At 47.1% G+C, this 17,720-nt stretch carries 12 protein-coding genes; 4 read left to right on the top strand and 8 right to left on the bottom strand.

The features are described from left to right. Positions 1–107 precede the first annotated feature (107 nt). Positions 108–1,457, bottom strand: a complete 1,350-nt coding sequence (locus tag IL_RS07050; protein WP_011234620.1) for a DUF1329 domain-containing protein — start codon at positions 1,455–1,457, stop codon at positions 108–110. Between the two features lie 162 nt (positions 1,458–1,619). Here IL_RS07050 and IL_RS07045 point away from each other — a divergent pair, with 162 nt between their 5' ends. Both IL_RS07045 and IL_RS07040 read left to right on the top strand, forming a co-directional pair. Beyond that, positions 1,620–2,792, top strand: coding sequence for a WD40/YVTN/BNR-like repeat-containing protein (locus tag IL_RS07045; protein WP_011234619.1), 1,173 nt, complete (start codon positions 1,620–1,622; stop codon positions 2,790–2,792). Next, a complete protein-coding gene (locus IL_RS07040) occupies positions 2,793–5,123 on the top strand; it encodes an efflux RND transporter permease subunit (protein ID WP_011234618.1) in 2,331 nt (776 codons plus the stop codon). Positions 5,124–5,143: 20 nt separating this feature from the next. Here IL_RS07040 and IL_RS07035 read toward each other — a convergent pair whose 3' ends face one another. From IL_RS07035 to IL_RS07025, 3 genes are all read right to left on the bottom strand, one after another. Then, positions 5,144–6,784 (bottom strand): GMC family oxidoreductase, encoded by a 1,641-nt coding sequence (locus tag IL_RS07035; RefSeq protein ID WP_081423219.1) that lies wholly within the window; start codon positions 6,782–6,784, stop codon positions 5,144–5,146. Further along, positions 6,762–8,201, bottom strand: coding sequence for an exodeoxyribonuclease I (gene sbcB / locus IL_RS07030; protein WP_011234616.1), 1,440 nt, complete (start codon positions 8,199–8,201; stop codon positions 6,762–6,764). The genes IL_RS07035 and sbcB overlap by 23 nt, the downstream gene beginning before the upstream one ends. 62 nt (positions 8,202–8,263) lie before the next feature. Next, positions 8,264–8,500, bottom strand: a complete 237-nt coding sequence (locus IL_RS07025; protein WP_011234615.1) for a hypothetical protein — start codon at positions 8,498–8,500, stop codon at positions 8,264–8,266. An 89-nt stretch (positions 8,501–8,589) separates the two neighbouring features. Between IL_RS07025 and IL_RS07020 the strand changes: the two genes are divergently transcribed. Continuing rightward, complete coding sequence (locus IL_RS07020; RefSeq protein ID WP_011234614.1) at positions 8,590–9,627, top strand: isoaspartyl peptidase/L-asparaginase family protein; 1,038 nt, start codon at positions 8,590–8,592, stop codon at positions 9,625–9,627. An 11-nt stretch (positions 9,628–9,638) separates the two neighbouring features. Beyond that, positions 9,639–13,568, top strand: a complete 3,930-nt coding sequence (hrpA, locus tag IL_RS07015) for an ATP-dependent RNA helicase HrpA (RefSeq protein WP_011234613.1) — start codon at positions 9,639–9,641, stop codon at positions 13,566–13,568. A gap of 36 nt (positions 13,569–13,604) precedes the next feature. On the opposite strand, the gene IL_RS07010 is transcribed toward hrpA, so the two are convergent. The 4 genes from IL_RS07010 to nrdA all read right to left on the bottom strand — a co-directional run bounded on the left by IL_RS07010 (position 13,605) and on the right by nrdA (position 17,720). Beyond that, positions 13,605–13,871 (bottom strand): GrxA family glutaredoxin, encoded by a 267-nt coding sequence (locus IL_RS07010; RefSeq protein WP_011234612.1) that lies wholly within the window; start codon positions 13,869–13,871, stop codon positions 13,605–13,607. 102 nt (positions 13,872–13,973) lie between these two features. Then, positions 13,974–14,234 (bottom strand): class I ribonucleotide reductase maintenance protein YfaE, encoded by a 261-nt coding sequence (gene yfaE / locus IL_RS07005; RefSeq protein ID WP_011234611.1) that lies wholly within the window; start codon positions 14,232–14,234, stop codon positions 13,974–13,976. A gap of 3 nt (positions 14,235–14,237) precedes the next feature. Then, the gene (gene nrdB, locus IL_RS07000) at positions 14,238–15,371 is read right to left on the bottom strand and encodes a class Ia ribonucleoside-diphosphate reductase subunit beta (RefSeq protein WP_011234610.1); all 1,134 of its coding nucleotides are present in this window, start codon (positions 15,369–15,371) and stop codon (positions 14,238–14,240) included. Between the two features lie 18 nt (positions 15,372–15,389). After that, entirely contained in the window at positions 15,390–17,720 is a 2,331-nt protein-coding gene (gene nrdA / locus IL_RS06995; RefSeq protein WP_011234609.1) for a class 1a ribonucleoside-diphosphate reductase subunit alpha, read from the bottom strand.

Genomic DNA, 17,720 nt, shown 5'->3' with positions numbered 1-17,720 from the left:
GCTGCCTTCTTACGTAATAACGTCAAGCTACATAGAACTCACCAGGCTGCGGACATTAAAAAAGGAGACTCGAATGAGTCTCCTTTTTCCGTTTTAGCGGTATTAACTTATCTGAAGCCTTTACGACGTAATGCGTTAGTACTGAAGTCTTCACGGTTTGGAGAAATATCCCATTCCATGTAAGTACTTTCTTCATTACCCAGACCCAGAGAAATATAACGTCCAGAGTCTAAGTCATATAACGCTTCTGCAGCCATCCACGGAACGTCCTGATTATAGAACTGAGTATTCAGAGCTTCACCAACACGCCATAGTTCGCCACGTCCGTCGTAGTGATCAACCAGTGACGCTGTCCAGGTATCTTCATCAAGGTACATTGTACGCTTAGAGTAGATATGGCGTTCACTGTCTTTAAGACTACCTTCAACCACCCAAACACGGTGTTTTTCATAACGGATCAAGTCCTGATTCATATGACCAGCTTTAATGATTTCGTCATAACTCAGTTCAGGATCCATGATCTTGAAGTTGTTGTAAGGAATATAAACTTCTTTTTTACCTTTTAATTCCCAGTTGTACTTATCTGGTGCACCGTTGTACATATCGAGGTTGTCAGAAGTACGTAAGCCATCTGCTGCAGTGCCTGGTCCGTCATAAGCAACGTTAGGTGCACGACGAACGCGACGCTGACCGGCATTATAAATCCATGCGCGACGGCCTTCTTTTACCTGGTTAATGGTTTCATGAACCAGCAAAACCGTACCGGTTAAGCGAGAAGGAGCTTCAACTTCCTGCATAAAATAAAACAGAACGTTGTCGTCAGCTTCCTGGCGACCGGTTTCTAAGTACTCAGGGAATACCAGGGTTTCTTTAAGTTCTACCGTGGTGTAGTTACCGTTAGACAGAACCGGGAACTGCGCTACGTTACGAGTAACTGCGCCGCCACGGTAACGAGTAATATGGTTCCATACAGCCTCTAACCCATTTTCCGGAATAGGGAACGGAATGGTGGTATCAAAGTTTTCGACGCCGTTACCACCGGCAACCATTTCTGCATTTTCTGCGTTGGATTTAATTTTAGGCCAAAGTTCATCCGGATAAGTTGCCGAACGACGGGTTGGATACACAATCATTTTATAGTCTGAGTATTTATCGAACATAGCGATTTGGCCTTCGCTCAGATGTTCTTTGTGCTCATCCAGGTTATCGTGAGTGATGGTAAACAAAGGTTTATCATCAGCATACGGGTCATTACCGCGAACAACTTCAACCGCGTGATCGGAGTAACCACCATCCCAGGCTGGGATAGAGCCGTCGGCGTTTGCCGCTTTTTCAGCACCAATAGGGGTTAGGTCCTGACCAAGCCGTGCGGCTTCTTCTGGTGATACTTTCGCCGCAACGCTCGCGGAAATCACCGATATGGCAAAAACGCCAGCTTTTAGCATCAGTTTATTCATTATAATTTTCCTTGTTGTTCTACTTTCCAACATCACTTTGCCAGAGGACTGACCTCTCAAGCAATACTTTAACGAAAAAAAGCACGAATTTAACGAAAAAAGGTTTTCAAATTATCTTGAGCTTATACAATCCTATGACATTTTTAGTACCCGGGAGGTTCCATGCGCTTGTCTTTAACCCCATTAGGGGTGTTGTTGGGGGCTATTTTTAGCACCGCAGTGCTCGCACAGGATAGCGACACAACAACGATTACTGATTACGACGTGATCAGTGCACCAGCATTGTCATCAGACAGAATTAAAAGCGAAGTACTTATTGAAGTGACGACTGTTGGAACGCGACTTATAGCCGTCGGTGCGCATGGAAATATTATCTGGAAAGAGGGTGATGACTGGCAACAGGCAGAAGTAGATACAAGCGTACTGTTAACCAGTATCGCTTTTGCTGACGAGCAAAATGGATGGGCGACCGGGCATCATGGCGTCATTATTAAATCAGAAGACGGCGGTAAAAGCTGGAAGCGCCAGTTAGACGGTTTTGAACTAATGACGTTAGAAGAAGGCTATTTTGAAAATCGAATTGAGAAACTCAACGAACAACTCGAATCAACCGACGATGAAGACGTTATCGGTGAACTGGAGTGGCAGCTTGAAGAAGCTCAGTTTCAGGTTAGTAATATAGAGGCAGCCAGAGAAGAAGGCCCCAGCAAGCCCTTTTTAGATCTTTATGTTAAAGACAGTCAGACCGTGCTGGCGATAGGTGCTTATGGTACCTTCCTTAAAACTGAAGATGGCGGCGAAAGCTGGCAGGTTATATCGGGTCGTTTGGAAAACCCGGGCGGTTATCATTTGAATACCATTTTTGGTCGGGGTGACGACTTATACATTGTCGGGGAAGCCGGATTAGCCTTTGCGAGTTACGATGGTGGTGAGAATTGGGAGACCCTTGATTCTCCTTATCGCGGTTCGCTGTTTGGCGGACACCTTGATGCCGAGGGCCGTGTTTGGGTTTACGGCTTACGCGGCAATGCCTTTGTCTCAGACGATAAAGGACAAAACTTTACAACCGTTGATACAGGCACCAGAGTTAATCTGTCAGCGGGAACCAACACTAACAAGGGTACTCAGCTAATTGTCGGGCATTCCGGAACCATTCTTGAGATTGATGACCAGCTAGAAGTAAAGAACCGGACACATCCGAGCGGTTCAGTTATGACCGATATTATTGAAGTGGCCGAAGGCGAGTGGATTATGACGGGGCGCAGTGGTTTATTGCACTGGCCGGCCAAAATCACTGAAGAAGAAGCATTAGCAACGCAACAAGGAGCGCAGTAAATGGATAATCCGAGTGCGAATAAACCAGCGGGACTGCTGGAGAAGTTATTATTCACGGTACGGGCTCCCTGGCTAATTGTCTTTTTGTTACTGACCTTGTTTTTGGGTTATCACGCGTCACAGGTTCGCCCCGATGCCAGCCTGACCAAAATGATCCCGACCAACCATCCATTTATTCAAAACTATTTTGAGTATCAGGACGACTTAGCCAGTTTGGGGAACGTTGTCCGAGTGGCGGTTGAAAATAAAGACGGCGATATTTTTGAAGCCGATTTTCAACAGGAACTGCAAAAAATAACCGACGAGATCTTTTTTATTCCGGGCGTTAACCGCTCCGGGCTTCGCAGCTTATGGACCCCCAATGTCCGCTGGATGGAAGTAACCGAAGAAGGTTTTGTCGGTGGCCCGGTTATTCCCGATGGCTACGACGGCAGTGAAAACTCCTTAGATCAACTAAGAACCAATGTTTTGCGTTCAGGTGAAGTAGGGAACCTGGTTGCCAATAACTTTAAGTCAACCATCGTCTATATTCCGCTGGATGAAGTTAATCCGGAAACCGGTGAAAAGCTCGATTATCAGCAGTTTTCGGAAAAGCTGGAAACCCTGGTTCGTGACAAATATCAAAGTGATGATATTGAAATTCACATTACTGGTTTTGCGAAACTGATAGGCGACCTTATTGAAGGCGCCGAGCAGGTTGGTTTGTTCTTCCTGTTGGCTATTGCTATTACGCTGGTCATGCTTTATCTCTACAGCCGCTGTTGGCGCAGCACCTTTATGGTACTTAGCTGCTCAATTATCGCGGTGGTCTGGCAACTGGGTATTATTGAACTTATAGGCAGCGGTATTAACCCGTATTCAATGCTCGTACCATTTTTGGTCTTTGCCATAGGGGTTTCGCACGGCGTACAAATTATTAATGCCATTGGCTCTAACCGGGTTGCCGGGCTTGATAAAGTTGCTGCGGCTCGCACAGCGTTCCGTGGCCTGTATATTGCCGGGTTAACCGCTCTGGCCAGCGACGCCATTGGCTTTACGACCTTGATGGTTATTGATATTGAGGTAATCAAAGAACTGGCAATAGCCGCCAGTATTGGTGTTGCCGTGGTAGTGCTGACCAACCTAGGTTTATTACCTATTTTAATGTCGTACCTGGGAACGTCAGACAATGGTGTTGCTTACCAGAAGAAAATAAAGGACGAGCGTCATCCACTATTTGATTTCTTCGCTAAGTTTACTCAGCCTAAATGGGCGTATTCGGCGCTAGTTATTGCTCTTGTTATGCTGGCCTGGGGCTTAGTCAATAGTCAGAATATGGCAATTGGTGACCTTGATAAAGGCGCGCCGGAGCTTCGCCCGGACAGTCGCTACAATCAGGACAATGCCTTTATTGTTGAAAACTACAGTTCCAGTACCGATATTTTTGTGGTGATGGCGGCTTCCGCGCCTGAGCAATGTATTGCCTACGATAACCTTGAGATTATGGAACGTTTTAGCTGGCATATGGAAAATACCAGCGGTGTTCAAGACGTTAAGTCTGTCGTCTACGTTTCTAAAATGGGCATGTTCGGCATAAACGAGGGTAACCTTAAGTGGTTTAGCTTAAACCGTAATAAATACGTTACCAACGCCTCTTTAAGCCGTATTCCGGATGGCTTGATCAACAACGATTGTTCAATGGCGCCGGTCATTATTTACCTGGACGACCATAAAGCGGAAACATTAAAGAATGTCGTTGGTTCGGTTAACGAGTTTAACCAGAACTATCAGCAGGAAGGTTTAGAGCTGTTGATGGCGGCAGGCAACTCCGGCATTGAAGCGGCAACCAACTCAGTTATAGAAGCAGCCCAGAACAAGATGCTGCTGTGGGTGTATGGTGTCGTTATCGTGCTGTGCTTTATTACCTTCCGTAGCGTTCGCACAGTAGCCTGTATTGTACTACCACTGGCCTTTACTACTGTTATGAGTCAGGGACTTATGGCGGTGTTAGGCATAGGCATTAAAGTGGCTACCTTGCCGGTTATTGCCTTAGGGGTTGGTATTGGTGTCGATTACGGCATTTATATTTACAGTAAAGTGAAAGAGGGCTTGCAGCAGGGCATGTCGTTGCAGGAAACCTACAAGTACTCGCTGGATAACACCGGCAAGGCCGTCGGCTTTACTGGCTTAACGCTGGCTATAGGCGTCGCTACCTGGATATTCTCACCCATTAAATTCCAGGCCGATATGGGTATATTGCTGACCTTTATGTTCCTGTGGAATATGTTGGGTGCACTTATCTTAATTCCGGCACTGGCAAGGTTATTCAGAGTAGGGAATAAAAAAGCTTAGCTCTTACCTTATAACTTGAGTTAGTGAATTAAGGCGTCGGCTTTTATTAAGTCGGCGCCTTTTTCAGCTATAGCGATAGTAGGAGCGTTGGTGTTACCACTGATAACGGTAGGCATAATGGATGCATCTATTACTCTGAGTTTCTCAACACCTATTACTTTTAATTCAGGATCTACAACAGCCCCGGTATCGTTTTTAGGCCCCATCTTGCAAGTCCCCGCAGGATGATAAATAAGCCCAGTTTTGGATTTTATCTGCTCCAGAAGTTCGGCGTCGCTTAAGCAGGGATTGGGAAACATGATCCCACCATTATGTTTTGCCAGAGCCGGTTGCTTCAGTATTTCTAACGCTTTTCTTATACCGTTGAGTAAGGCCTTCTGGTCACTCTTTTCGCTTAAAAAGCCATAAGTAATTTGCGGTTTAGCCATTGGGTCTTCTGGGTTTAGGTGCACTGCACCACGTGATTCTGGGCGTAACAAGCAGACATGACAGGTGAATCCGTGTTTTAAAGTAGGGTTCCAGTCGTAGCCGCTGTCATTAAACATGACCGGCAACAAATGAGCCTGAATGTCCGGTTCTTTAACTTCATTCGATGAGCGGTAAAAAGCTCCGACTTCAGCAAGTGAGTGTGCCAGCTGGCCTTTGCTAGAGAGTATATATTGAATAAAAGGTACTGAGAGCTTGATTAACCCCAGAGGACTCAGTGTCAGGCCGTCTCTCATTTTGTTTTTACATTGTATGCTAACGTCCACGTGCTCCTGCAAGTTCTTACCGACAGCCGGGTTGTCATAAACGCTTTCTATTCCAAATTTTGCAAGCTCTGATGCAGAGCCAACACCGGAGCGCATGAGAATTTGGGGGGAGTTAAAGGCCCCCGCACAAAGGATAACCTCTTTCCTTGCGCTGGCTATGTATCGGCGACCATTCTGCTGATAACAGACTCCGGTCGCTTTTATCCCTGAAAAAGCCACTCGCTCGGTCAGGCATCCGGATATTACCGTCAAGTTGTTTCGTTTCAGTGCTGGCTTCAGGTAGGCATGGTAAGCACTGCAACGCTTCCCATCTTTCATTGTGAACTGGTATGAATTGTGTCCTTCCAGGTGTACGCCGTTAAAGTCGGGGTTAGGCGGCAAACCAAATTCGCTGCAGGCTTCTAAGAAACATTTTGATACCGGGTAAAAGGGGGATACATCGGATACGGTTAAGGGGCCGCTGTTTCCATGGTAGTTTGAGGCACCGCGACTATTATTTTCACTTTTTATAAAATAAGGCAATAAATCATTGTAACTCCAGCCGACGTTACCTTTAGCTGCCCAGGAGTTGTAGTCACTGGAGAGCCCCCGAGTATAAATCATGGCGTTAATGCCGCTGCTGCCACCCAGCATTTTCCCTCGCGGTGTATAACAACCTTTGGGGTTAGTCAGTTGCGGCTCTTTATGGCTTCGGTAAAGCCAGTTAAATTTGCGGCTATGCATAAAGCGGGCAAAGCCTGAGGGCATGTCAGAAAATAGTCCACCATGTGATGCTCCGGCTTCTAGTAACAACACCCGAAACTTGCCGCATTCTGTGAGTCTGTTCGCAAGGGTGCAACCGGCAGAGCCGGCTCCGACTATAATGTAATCGAACGACGCGTTAGCGTCAGAGAGATGCGGCGTAGTCATACAGTGATTTCAGCAACCGCAGCTTATGCGCATCTTCCTGATGCTGATTTGCTAAATCCTCCAGCTTCAATGCGAAGCCCTCGGCGGACAATAAGCCTTCTGGCGGCTCAATTAAACGTTGCTGACAAAACAGGCGCCACTTATTTAGTTCTTTATCGCTAAGAGTTGACGGGTAGTTTCGCGCCCGGTAACGAAACAGCAGTGCAGGCATACGCTTGTCCTGAAAATCCAGTTCCAGACCGGCCAGTTGGTGTGGCTCTGACGAACGGATAATCTCCATATGCTTTTTATCCTGAGGAGAGAAAAAGCCGTCGTATATCTGGTGATCAACGTCGGTTCTGGGGGCAAATTCTTTGGTCTGCTCAAACACCTGCATGAGTTTGTCGCGAAAGTCGCTGTTTTCCTGTAACCATTTAGCGTTTGTCTCCAGGGCGGCTGTATCTAACGCGGCACTATCAGCAGCTTCAGCAGAAATAGTTTTAATAGGCGCTAAGAAAGGACAGCGACCGAGGTGAATATTTTGTATGCCGCTCTTTTGTAAGCCTTGCTCTTCCAGTTCCCTACGACTCGTGTAGGTTAGCTCCGTTAATTCTTCTACCGATTTATCGGCAAAATCCATGGGCGGAACGCGCAGGTCCCAGGCAACAACGTTGCTATTTTGCTTAGGGTGAAAACCCAGCGGCAATATAGCCGACAAATAGCGGTTAGCCGTACCGTAAAAACCACTGACATGTGCCAGAGGCTCCGGTGCCTGCCAGTTAAACAGGTTCAGTAGCTTTTGTTTACGGCGAATACTGTAAGCCCACTGCCACAATTTCGGCTGTTTTTCGCTAATGAGCTTTGCCAGACCAATGGTCGCATAAACGTCCGACATAGCATCGTGCGCCTGACCATGCTCAATGTTATTGGCAACACTCAAATGCTCCAGTTTTAGACTGGGTTGTCCGTCAGAGTTCTCCGGCCAGTTAATACCGTCAGGGCGCAGCGCAAAACAGGCTCGCACGACATCAATTAAGTCCCAGCGTGAATTGCCGTTTTGCCAGCTGTATTCGTAAGGGTCATAAAAGTTGCGATAGAACAGCAAACGGGTGACTTCGTCATCAAAACGAATGTTGTTGTAGCCAATAATGGTGGTATTGGGCTTTTGAAACTCATTTGCTATGGCTTTGCTGAATTCCGCTTCACCGACACCTTGTTTCGCAGCAAGCTGCGGCGTAATACCAGTAATTAAAGTGGCTTCCGGATTCGGCAGAAAGTCTGGTGTGGGCTGAGCGTATAGCGTTAACGGCCGACCGATAACATTAAAATCAGTGTCTGTGCGTAAGCCGGCAAACTGTGCAGGGCGATCCACTAAAGGGTTAGCGCCCCATGTCTCATAATCGTGCCAGTAAAAGGTTTCTTGTTCGTTTTGTGCCATAAGCCTAATTGCTCAGCGGAAAAGGAAAACTATAGCACGAGCCCGCAGATAAATTCAGCCACTCACTCTCTTTCAATCTTGTTCACTTGCACATCGTAAGCTTTGTCCAGCTTTTGCTCCAGTGTGCGGTCATCTTCGTGGCGAAAAGCAAGTTCAGCGTGCGGCAGAATGCGATCGGCTAAACGCTGTGCAACGGCGTCTCTGAACTTTTGTTCGTTATCTAATGCTTCATTATCGACTTCCAGCGTAATTTGCTGTCTGTCGCCTAAGTGTGTGTACTCAACGCGATAAGTCGGCATCTGAATATCTCCTCGTTGTCAGTTCGTTGCTTTCCTGCGACTATGTTATGACTAACAATCTAGCCTATAACAATAAAATCGAGGTCAGAATGAAAAAGTTTTACTTATCTGCAGTACTTGCCACCGCTGCGTTTGGATCGCTATTACCAGCCGTACAGGCGGATGATCATGATGTTGAATACGCAATGGCCATTCATGGTGGAGCGGGTACTATTACTCGCGCGAATTTAACTGCCGAACAAGAGCAAGCCTACAAAGATAAACTGACGGAAGCTTTAGAGGCTGGGCGTAAGATATTGAAAGAAGGCGGTGACAGCACCACAGCAGTTATTGCGGCTATTCAGGTAATGGAAGCGTCGCCGCTGTTTAACTCTGGCAAAGGTGCGGTTTATACCTGGGATGGAGAACATGAGCTGGATGCTTCGTTAATGGAAGGTCTGAACGGCAATGCCGGGGCCGTTGCTGGCGTGAAAACGGTAAAAAGCCCAATAGAACTGGCTCGCGAGGTAATGGAAGAGTCGGTACACGTCATGCTAAGTGGTGAAGGCGCAGAGCTGTTTTCCCGTCAACAAGGCCTGGAGCAGGTAGAGAACAGCTACTTTAATACAGAGCACCGTTATCAGCAGCTACAGAAAGCCAAAGAAACCATTAAGAAAAGTGAACAGCCAGAGCAACAAGCCTGGGAGTATCTGGATTTAGACTACAAATACGGTACCGTCGGTGCTGTGGCCGTTGATAAAAACGGTTTATTAAGTGCAGGTACGTCAACCGGCGGCATGACAGCCAAACGTTATGGTAGAATAGGCGATTCCCCCATTATTGGCGCCGGTACCTGGGCGGATAACGACAGCTGTGCGGTGTCTGCGACTGGACACGGTGAATATTTTATTCGCTTCCACGTGGCGGCTGATATCTGCTCACGGGTTAAGTATAAAGGGCTTTCGGTAAGTGAAGCCGGCGATGAAGTCATTCACGGTGTGCTGGAACAAGCGGGTGGTACCGGAGGCGTTATTATTATTGACGCAGAAGGCAATATTGCTATGCCATTTAATACCGAAGGTATGTATCGTGGCTATATTAAGGGCGAAGGTGATGCCCATATTGCTATTTATAACGAGGATGAATAAGTTCGGAGTCTATGAGTCGTCAAAAATCGCACGATAAATCACAAAGTCAGCCTTTTGTTGATAAATTTCAGACACAATTAGAGCAATGTACAACACAACAGGCCGCGCTTTTGCGCGGTCGTTTGCGTGGTCTGAGTAAAATTAAAAACGAGCAACGACAGCAGCAGGTGCTCGAGCGCATAGCCGCAGATATCGAGACTGCTGAGTTGGCGTATCTGGAGCGTCAGCAGCAAAAGTTTCATATCAGTTACCCCGAAGAGTTGCCGGTTGCCCAGCAGCGTGGTGACATTAAAACAGCCATTGAGCAGAATCAGGTGGTGGTCATTGCCGGCGAGACCGGTTCGGGTAAAACCACGCAGTTACCGAAAATGTTGCTGGAACTGGGGTATGGTCGCAAAGGTACCATCGGTCATACTCAGCCACGACGCCTGGCAGCTCGTAGCGTTGCTGCCCGTATTGGGGATGAGCTGCAGGATCACGCGAAAAAGCAGGTGGGTTATAAAATCCGCTTTCAGGATGAGACCGCACCGACTACGGCAATAAAACTAATGACCGACGGTATGCTGTTATCCGAACTGCAGCAAGACCCTCTGCTACTGCAATACGACGCCATTATTATTGATGAAGCGCATGAGCGCAGTCTGAACATCGACTTCTTGCTGGGTGTTCTGCATACGCTGCTGCCCAAACGCCGTGATCTTAAAGTTGTTATTACCTCAGCGACTATTGAAACCGAACGTTTCTCCAAACACTTTCACGATGCCCCTGTATTGACGGTAACCGGGCGAACCTATCCGGTTGAAGTCCGGTATCGTCCGCCTAAAGAAGATGGCAAAGCTGCTGATGAAGACGTATTGCAGGGTGTTTGTGAGGCGGTGGAAGAGCTGCAACGTGAAAGTGAAGGCGATATTCTTATTTTTGCCAGCGGTGAGCGCGAAATCCGCGATTACGCTGACGCTATTGGTGACTTGCAACTGCGCAATACCGAAGTGTTACCCTTGTATGCGCGTTTGTCGTCGCACGAGCAGAACCGTGTATTTCAGTCGCACAGTCAGCGCCGGGTGGTTATTGCCACCAACGTAGCAGAAACCTCATTAACCGTGCCGGGCATACGCTTTGTAATTGACCCGGGCACAGTGCGCATGAGCCGTTACAGTTACCGCACTAAAGTGCAGCGCTTACCTATTGAGCCAATTTCACAGGCCAGCGCCAACCAGCGTAAGGGGCGTTGTGGCCGTATTGGTCCGGGTATTTGTATTCGCTTATACAGTGAAGAGGACTTTTTGCAGCGTCCGGAATATACCGACCCGGAAATTCTCCGTACCAATTTGGCGGCGGTGATACTGCAAATGTCGTCGTTGCGTCTGGGTGATATTCGTCAGTTTCCTTTCGTACAAAAGCCCGACGAACGCTTTGTTAAAGACGGTTTGAACTTATTGGAAGAGCTGCATGCCATTAAACCCGGGCGTAAAAATGAACAACCGAAATTAACAGATACAGGACGACAGCTGTCACGGCTGCCTCTGGATCCGCGACTGGCCAGAATGGTCATAGCTGGACAGCAATATGGTTGTGTCCGTGAAATGCTGATAATTACCGCGGCTCTGAGTATTCAGGACCCGCGTGAACGGCCACACGATGCGCAGCAAAAAGCCGATGAATGGCACCAGCGTTTTCGTGACAAGAGCTCTGACTTTATGGCGTTTCTCAATTTATGGAACTACGTCAAAGAGCAGCAGAAGGCCTTGTCAGGGAATCAGTTCCGTAAGCAAATGGGTCGTGAGTTTATTCATTTTATGCGCTTGCGTGAGTGGCAGGATATTTACACGCAGAGCCGACAAACGGTTCGGGAAATGGGGTTATCCATTAATGAAGAACCTGCCACTTTCGAGCAAGTACACAGGGCTTTAATTACTGGCTTATTGTCTCAGGTGGGCTTTAAAGAAGACCGACACGAATATCAGGGAACACGGCAAACGCGTTTTCATATTTTCCCGGGCTCAGGTTTGTTTGGTAAACCGCCCAAGTGGGTTGTTACTGCTGAACTGGCGGAAACTTCAAAATTGTATGCGCGTATTAATGCCGATATTGACCCGCTGTGGATAGAAGAAGCCGCGCCACACTTAGTGAAAAAACAATACCTTGAGCCTCATTTTGAGAAGAAGCAAGGCAGTGTTATTGCCGATGAGCAGGTCACGTTACTGGGACTTATTCTGGTACCCAGAAGACGTGTCCAGTTTGGTCCGGTTTCACCGGTTAAAGCCCGGGAGATATTCATTCGCGAAGGGCTGGTTAATTCACAGCTAACGCGCAAGCTGCCTTTTATTCAACACAACTTAAAGTTGATAGAAGATGTTCAGGTGCTGGAGGCGAAGTCACGGCGGCGCGATATTCTGGTGGATGAAGAGGTGCTGTTCGAGGCTTATGACCGCGCCATACCCGAAGGCATCTATAACGAAAAGTTGCTGGCAGGCTGGTGGCATAAGGCGGCCAAAAAAGAGCCTAAACTGCTGTTTTTTGAGCGTGACGACCTTATCGCCGGTGAGACCGAACACATTACCGAAAATGAGTACCCGGAGTTTTGGCGACAAGATAACTTGCGATTGCCGTTAAGTTACCATTTTGAGCCTAACGCTGAAGACGACGGTGTCAGTGTGAATATTCAGCTGGGTATTCTGAATCAGGTGAAGCCCGAAGGTTTCGACTGGCATATTCCTGCATTACGCGAGGAGCGTATTGCTCACTTAATTAAGTCGCTGCCAAAAACCTTACGCCGTAATTTTGTACCGGCGCCTAACTTCGCTGGCGCGATTATAGCCGATATTGAGCCGTTGCAAGGGCGCTTAACCGACGCTATGGCGACTAAGTTACGGCGTATGACCGGCGTAACCGTTCCGGAAGAAAGCTGGGATGAGTCTTCGCTGCCTGATCATTTACGTATGAACTTTAAGATTCTTGACGGCAAGAAACTGGTGAATCAGGGGCGCGATCTGCAAAGCCTTCAACAGCAATTGTCGGGTAAAGTGCAGCAGCGGCTGGAGAAAACCGCCGGTGACGATATTAGTCGTGAGCGCGTCGATAGCTGGGACTTCGATGATTTACCTGAAATCATCACCGAACGTCAGCAAGGTTTTGAGCTGAAGGCGTATCCGGGCTTAATTAATAAAGGCAAAGGACAGGTTGCGCTGCAGTTATTCGATAACCCGGAGCAGGCTAAGAAGCATCATAAAGCCGGTGTACGGGAATTGTTATTGCAGCAAATACCGTCACCTATTAAGCATTTACAGAAGTCACTGTCGAATAAAGCCAAGTTGACTATGTACTTTAACCCCTGGGGTAAAGTGGATGCGTTAATAGCCGACTGTATAGCAGCGGCGGTAGACGGCCTCATTCAGGAACAGATTGAGCAGGGCAATGAGCTCCGTGAACAAAAGGGCTTTGAGCAATTAAAAGATATTGTTCGTGCTAATTTGAATGATCGTGTTGAACAAATAGCACTGGAAGTTGAACAGTGCCTGCTATTGTCACAACAGGTTAGAAAGTCTCTTAAAGGTAAAATTCCACTGGATCAAATCCAGTCCCGGGGCGATATTCAGGACCAACTGGATAACTTAGTGTTCGCCGGATTTGTCTCTGCTTTTGGTGGGGAGCGTTTGAGTGACATTGTGCGTTATTTAAAAGCTATTCAACGTCGGCTAGAAAAACTGCCGGTTGACCCGAATAAAGACAGGTTAATGACACTGACTCTGACAAATCTGGAAGAGCAGTATAAAGCAGCGGTGAAAGCGTATGAAAATAAAGGCTCGGTGGTTCCGGATGACGTTGCTGAAATTCGCTGGATGATTGAGGAGCTGCGAGTGTCATTCTTCGCGCAGACGCTGGGAACGAAGTATCCGGTGTCAGAAAAGCGGGTTAAACAAGCAATAGAGGCGGCTAAATAGCCGCCTCTACGATAGGGTTACATTACTTACACAAAGTTATGCAGTGTAAAGCCCTAAGTTTTCTTTTGCGTAGGCTTCAAATTCTGTGAAGCCGCCAACGTGTTGTTCGTCGACAAAAATTTGAGGAACCGTTTGTACCGGCTTGCCTACCGTTTTTTCCAGGTCAGCTTTGCTGATGCCTTCAGCGTGAATGTCGACATAGCGATAATCAAAATCTTCCATATCGGCTTTTAATTTATCCGCAACTTCTACGGCACGAACACAAAAAGGACAACCCGGACGTCCAAAAATGACTGTAAACATGAAATACCTCTCTCACAAAAATTTATGGTGCCATTATCCAGATTTTATTGCTGGTTAACAATTGTTCTGCACGATGGGCACAATCGATTTAATGAATAATACTTAGTGGTCAATGTCCAGATCTGACTCCGGGACACAACAGCAGGGCAGAATGTCGCCTTTTCTGACATAAGCCAGAGGTTCTGTTGTATAACGGACTTTACCGGACTTTAGGGTGCTACGGCAGGCACCACAAAAACCACTGCGGCAGTGGTAGTGCATTTCTAACTGATGCTTTTCTAAGGCCTCGAGTAAGGTGCCTTCAGTCGCGTCAACGGCAAGTTCGGGCCCACCGTTGACAGTGACTTTAAAGGTGTTAGCCATAGCTTAGAGATCAAAGTCCCCAAGGTCGGAAGCATTAACTTCGCTGTCTATCTGACCAACAAGGTAAGAGGTAATTTCTGATTCCTGCGGCGCTACCTGAACGTTGTCTGAAACCAGGTATTTGTTCATCCACGGTAGTGGATTAGAACGCTGGTTCTCAAACGGTGCGTCAAAGCCAATGGCCTGCATACGTAAGTTCGCAATATATTCGACGTACTGACAGAGCATGCTCTCGTTCAGGCCAATCATTGAGCCGTCTTTAAACAAGTAGTGCGCCCACTGTTTTTCCTGCTTCACTGCAGTCATGAAAATTTCATAGGCATCGTCACGCAGTTCTTCGGCAATTTCTTTCATTTCCGGGTCGTCTTCGCCGTATTGCCACAAATTAAGAATGTGCTGTGTCGATGTCAGGTGAACGTTTTCGTCGCGGGCAATCAGCTTAATAATTTTTGCGTTGCCTTCCATTAACTCACGTTCTGCAAAAGCGAACGTGCAGGCGAAACTGACATAGAAACGAATAGCTTCCAGCGCGTTAACCGAGTTAATGCATAAGAATAGTTTCTTCTTAATTTCCCGCTGCGTTACGGTATGGGTTTTGCCTTCAACAACGACATCGCCTTCACCGTGCGTCTGCAATAACTGAGTATAGAAAATAAGATCATCGTAGTACTTGGAGATGTCATTCGCGCGAATTTTAATTTGCTCGTTAATGACGATATCTTCAAAGACTTCGCTGGGATCACTAAACAGATTACGCAGAATATGTGTGTACGAGCGCGAATGTATGGTTTCAAAGAATGACCAGGTTTCAATCCAGGTTTCCAGTTCCGGAAGAGAAACAATAGGCAGTAACGCGATATTCGGCGAACGCCCCTGAATTGAATCTAACAGTGTTTGATACTTCAGGTTAGAAATAAACACATGCTTTTCACTGGCTGTTAGCTTGTTAAAGTCGATGCGGTCGCGGCTGACATCGATTTCTTCAGGTCGCCAGAAAAAGCTGATTTGTTTTTCAATCAGCTTTTCAAAAATGCTGTGTTTTTGCTGGTCGTAGCGAGCAACGTTAACGGAGTTGCCTAAAAACATAGGCTCCGTTAACGGGTTATTCTGCTCTTGATTAAAGGTTGAGTACGACATTCGCTAAAATCCTTCTTATTAAATTTTGCAGGCGCCGCCGGCACAGTCATCATCTTCTTCAATGATCACTTCTGTCGGCTGAGCTTGAGACGCAGCAGCACCTTTACGTGCAGCAATGTCGGATTGATTATCCGCAGCACCGTCACGGGTGTTATGATAGTAAAGCGTCTTAACACCAAGCTTATAGGCCGTTAATAAGTCCTGCAGAAGCTGCTTCATTGGTACTTTTCCGGCTTGGAATTTACTTGGGTCGTAATTGGTGTTCGCAGAAATTGTCTGGTCGACAAACTTTTGCATAATACCAACCAGCTCAAGGTATCCCTTGTTGTTCGGGATTTGCCATAACAGCTCGTACTTGTCTTTTAAGTTTTCGTAATCAGGAACTACCTGTTTGGTGACACCGTCTTTTGACGACTTAATGCTGACAAAACCACGAGGCGGTTCAATACCGTTAGTCGCGTTAGAAATCTGCGACGATGTCTCAGAAGGCATTAACGCTGATAACGTGGAGTTACGCATGCCGTGTTGTTTGATGTCGGCACGAAGCTTGTCCCAGTCCAGATGCAGAGGTTCATCGCAAACCTTATCCAGGTCTTTCTTGTAGGTATCGGTTGGCATAATGCCCTGAGAGTAGGTGGTCTCATTAAATTTAGGGCACGCACCTCTTTCTTTAGCCAGATTCATTGACGCTTGCATCAGATAATACTGTATTGCCTCAAAGGTCTGATGAACCAGACCATTTGCAGAGCCGTCTGAATATTTAACGCCGTGCTTAGCTAAGTAGTAAGCAAAGTTAATCACACCAATGCCCAGAGTACGACGGTTCATTGTTGCATTATAAGCGGCCGGAACAGGGTATTCCTGATAGTCCAGCAGGCTATCCAGTGCGCGAACGGCTAAGTCGGCTAAGTTTTCAAACTCGCCCAGGTTTTCAATTTTGCCTAAGTTAAAGGCCGACAGCGTACAAAGGGCAATTTCACCTTCTTCGTCGTTCACATGACTTAGAGGCTTAGTTGGTAACGCAATTTCAAGACACAGGTTGCTCTGACGAATAGGAGCAACTTTAGAATCGAACGGGCTGTGCGTGTTGCAGTGGTCAACGTTTTGTACGTAGATACGGCCAGTACTGGCGCGTTCCTGCATAAACAAACCAAACAACTCAATGGCTTTAATACGTTTTTTGCGGATGCTTTCATCCTGCTCGTACTGAAGGTACAAACGCTCAAATTCGTCCTGATCTTCAAAGAATGCGTCGTAAAGGCCTGGCACATCCGACGGGCTGAACAAGGTAATGTAATCGTCTTTAATCAGACGCTGGTACATGGTGCGGTTAAACTGCACACCGTAATCCAGATGGCGAACCCGGTTTTCTTCAACACCGCGGTTGTTTTTCAGTACCAATAAGCTTTCAACTTCCAGATGCCAAAGCGGGTAGAACAGGGTAGCGGCGCCACCACGAACACCACCTTGCGAACAGCTTTTTACCGCTGTCTGGAAATATTTATAGAACGGAATACAACCTGTGTGGAAGGCTTCACCGTTACGGATCGGGCTGCCCAGAGCGCGAATACGCCCTGCGTTAATGCCAATACCGGCACGCTGCGATACGTATTTTACGATGGCGCTTGAAGTGGCATTAATAGAATCGAGACTATCGCCAGCTTCAATCAGAACGCAGGAGCTGAACTGACGCGTAGGCGTGCGCACACCCGACATAATAGGTGTTGGTAGCGAGATTTTGAATTCAGAAGCGGCGTCGTAGAAACGTTTAACGTAGTCCATACGAGTGCTTTTCGGGTAGTTGGCAAACAAACAAGCCGCTACCAGAATGTATAAGAACTGAGCGCTTTCATAGATGTCGCCGGTAACCCGGTTTTGAACCAGATATTTGTTCTCTAGCTGTTTAACGGCCGCGTACGAGAAGTTCATGTCACGCCAGTGATCCAGAATTTCGTCCATCTGGTCAAATTCTGCTTCAGTATAGTCTTCCAGCAGGTGCTCATCGTAGCGATGCTCTGCAACCATCTTTTTGACCTGGTCGTAAAGACGCGGTGGCTCAAACTTACCGTAGGCCCTTTTGCGCAAGTGGAAAATAGCCAGACGCGCAGCCATATATTGATAGTCGGGCGCTTCTTCTGAAATTAAATCAGCTGCAGCTTTGATGATGGTCTCGTGGATATCTTCGGTTTTAATACCGTCGTAAAACTGAATGTGAGACTTAATTTCGACCTGAGAAGCTGAAACATTGTTAAGACCTTCAGCGGCCCACATGATAACCCGGTGAATTTTATCGAGGTTTAGCGGTTCGCGTTCGCCGCTGCGTTTAGTGACATAAAGTTGCTCGTTCAT

This window comes from Idiomarina loihiensis L2TR, from assembly GCF_000008465.1.
Lineage (GTDB): Bacteria > Pseudomonadota > Gammaproteobacteria > Enterobacterales > Alteromonadaceae > Idiomarina > Idiomarina loihiensis.
The sequence above is the reverse complement of the archived record's forward strand: the minus strand, read 5'-3'. Positions and strand labels throughout refer to the sequence as shown.

What these genes read in the sequence shown, in the direction of transcription:
- IL_RS07050 (WP_011234620.1), bottom strand. Translation starts at nt 1,457, where the DNA reads ATGAATAAACTGATGCTAAAAGCTGGCGTTTTTGCCATATCGGTGATT.
- IL_RS07045 (WP_011234619.1), top strand. Translation starts at nt 1,620, where the DNA reads ATGCGCTTGTCTTTAACCCCATTAGGGGTGTTGTTGGGGGCTATTTTT.
- IL_RS07040 (WP_011234618.1), top strand. Translation starts at nt 2,793, where the DNA reads ATGGATAATCCGAGTGCGAATAAACCAGCGGGACTGCTGGAGAAGTTA.
- IL_RS07035 (WP_081423219.1), bottom strand. Translation starts at nt 6,784, where the DNA reads ATGACTACGCCGCATCTCTCTGACGCTAACGCGTCGTTCGATTACATT.
- sbcB (WP_011234616.1), bottom strand. Translation starts at nt 8,201, where the DNA reads ATGGCACAAAACGAACAAGAAACCTTTTACTGGCACGATTATGAGACA.
- IL_RS07025 (WP_011234615.1), bottom strand. Translation starts at nt 8,500, where the DNA reads ATGCCGACTTATCGCGTTGAGTACACACACTTAGGCGACAGACAGCAA.
- IL_RS07020 (WP_011234614.1), top strand. Translation starts at nt 8,590, where the DNA reads ATGAAAAAGTTTTACTTATCTGCAGTACTTGCCACCGCTGCGTTTGGA.
- hrpA (WP_011234613.1), top strand. Translation starts at nt 9,639, where the DNA reads ATGAGTCGTCAAAAATCGCACGATAAATCACAAAGTCAGCCTTTTGTT.
- IL_RS07010 (WP_011234612.1), bottom strand. Translation starts at nt 13,871, where the DNA reads ATGTTTACAGTCATTTTTGGACGTCCGGGTTGTCCTTTTTGTGTTCGT.
- yfaE (WP_011234611.1), bottom strand. Translation starts at nt 14,234, where the DNA reads ATGGCTAACACCTTTAAAGTCACTGTCAACGGTGGGCCCGAACTTGCC.
- nrdB (WP_011234610.1), bottom strand. Translation starts at nt 15,371, where the DNA reads ATGTCGTACTCAACCTTTAATCAAGAGCAGAATAACCCGTTAACGGAG.
- nrdA (WP_011234609.1), bottom strand. Translation starts at nt 17,720, where the DNA reads ATGAACGAGCAACTTTATGTCACTAAACGCAGCGGCGAACGCGAACCG.